We start from the raw sequence: 1,076 nt of genomic DNA, 5'->3' as shown, positions 1-1,076 counted from the left end.
TTGCCTGCCTGCCGACGCTTTATTGGAGCCTCACGCATTTGGACGATCTGCTCTCGCACCAGGGAGGCCTAGGCGTCGCCGAAGGCGGCAGCATCGCGAAAACGGCACTTCTCGGCATCCGCAGGCTGGTCAACGCGATCGTCAATTTCGCTGGATTGCCAGTGGCGATCTTTGCCGTCGCCTACGGCCTGGCGATAAGAAAACAGACGGAACCGCCGCAGCCGGTACGGTGGCCGGAGAAACTGTCATGGCGAGCGATCGTCCTTGGCCTTGTGGTCATGGTAACGGTCGTGCTGGCGGCCGGCATCACGCAGTTTCGCGACCGCTGGATGCTGCCCATCTTCATCCTCCTGCCGGCGGCTCTTGCCATGCGCTTCGACGCCATGGGCCAGAGGGGCCGCAAGACGCAAGCCACCATCGTCTTCGTCGGCGCTCTTCTTGCCGTCCTTGTGCTGCCGCTGAGCTGGTACATGCATCTGCACGGCGGCGACAGCCGCGGCGGCGTCGTGCGTATGGATTACCGGTCGCTTTACGAGCAGATCAACGCTGACGGACCGGTCAAGACCGTGGTGTCGAGCTGGTTCTGGGTCGGCAATCTGCGCCTGGTCGACGCCGATCTTATCGCGCTCGATGACGAGACACCGGACTTCGCCCGGTCGATCCGCGAGCCGGCGGTGCTTGTGCTCGCCGATGACAGGGAATCGTCCTCGGACGTCTTCGAAGAGTTGGCGAGAGCCGGCTATGCGATGGACACTGTCCACCGCACTGTCAAGGTGCCGCAGGCGCTCGGCTTCCCGCCGCGCAAGGTCACGATCACCAAACTGCATAAGAAGATCGCGCCGTGAGTGCGTAGGGGGACGAATGGACAAGCTTGGCTTCGGCCGCCATCGCAAGATCATGCCCTTCGAACCCGGATCGATCGATGCGCTGCGCGCGGCCTCGCGCGAGAAGGCGGCCTCGCTCAACCAGCATGTGCTGGGCTATGGCGCGACAGCCGAGGCCGAATGGGCGGCTGCAGGCGCTGCCGCTCCAAACCTGGTTGCCATGCGGAGCTACCGGCTCGAGCGCATCCGCGC

At 64.2% G+C, this 1,076-nt stretch carries 2 pseudogenes; both read left to right on the top strand.

Going from position 1 to position 1,076, the window contains the following annotated elements:
• Nucleotides 1-845, top strand: a pseudogene (locus tag EOA28_RS36695) (glycosyl transferase family 39); the annotation flags it as partial.
• 16 nt (nucleotides 846-861) lie between these two features.
• Nucleotides 862-1,076 (top strand): annotated as a pseudogene (locus tag EOA28_RS36690) (aminopeptidase P family protein); the annotation flags it as partial.

This window comes from Mesorhizobium sp. M2A.F.Ca.ET.067.02.1.1 (assembly GCF_004023285.1).
Classification (GTDB): domain Bacteria; phylum Pseudomonadota; class Alphaproteobacteria; order Rhizobiales; family Rhizobiaceae; genus Mesorhizobium.
Note: the sequence above shows the minus strand (reverse complement) of the source record. Positions and strands in the feature narration are given on the sequence as shown.